Annotated in this window: 1 protein-coding gene; it reads right to left on the bottom strand. The window is 83.8% G+C overall.

Annotated elements, in window-relative coordinates; genetic code table 11:
* On the bottom strand, window positions 1–644 hold a 644-nt coding region (locus RKE29_RS30270), incomplete at its 3' end, for a helix-hairpin-helix domain-containing protein (protein ID WP_312008899.1).
* Between the last annotated feature and the right edge of the window lie 40 nt (window positions 645–684).

Here is a 684-nt window from a genome sequence, read left to right as displayed (position 1 = left end):
GGCTCGCCGTCCGCGCTCGCGCCGTCCGCGCTCGCGCCGTCCGGTGCGGCCCCGCCGTCCTGGGCACCGGCCGCGCCGTCCTGGGCGGCGGCCCGCCCGCCGCCCGGCACGGGGGCGGCGCCGGTCAGCCGGGCCAGGCCGTCGGCGAGGCTGTCCTCCGCCAGGGCGTAGCGCTCCAGGCCCAGCAGGACGCGGACGGGAGCCTCGTCGGCGTCTGCGTCGCGGGCGGGGCCCGCGTCGGCGTCGTCCCGCGCGTCGTGGAAGGCCAGCACCTCGCCGTCCGCGGCGGCCGCGCCGAGCGCCGCGTCCGGATCCGGCACCGCCATCCCGGCGAGCGCGGCACGCAGCACGGGTGACTCCACGGCGGTGTGGCCCTCCCGCGCGGCCCGTTCGAGCAGCCAGGTCACCAGCGCCCGCGTCCGCCGCTCGTCGCCGGGCCCGCACTCCGGGCCGAGCAGCGCGCGGGCGAATCCGTCGGCCTGGTCCTGGCGCACGCCGGGCACGGCCAGCAGCCGCCACGGGTCGGCGCGCAGCGCCTCCCCGGCCCGCTCGCCCAGCGTGGCCAGGACCCGCCCGGCCAGGTGCTCCGGGGCGCCGCCCGCCGCGAGGACCTCCCGCACCGCCTCCGCGGCCGGTCCGGACACCGGCCCGGGGGCCGGCGGGGCGGCCGGGGCGGGGCCCGGG

Origin of the sequence: Streptomyces sp. B1866 (assembly GCF_031932565.1) — a bacterium.
In the GTDB taxonomy this organism is placed as follows: Bacteria; Actinomycetota; Actinomycetes; order Streptomycetales; family Streptomycetaceae; genus Streptomyces.
The sequence above is the reverse complement of the archived record's forward strand: the minus strand, read 5'-3'. Positions and strand labels throughout refer to the sequence as shown.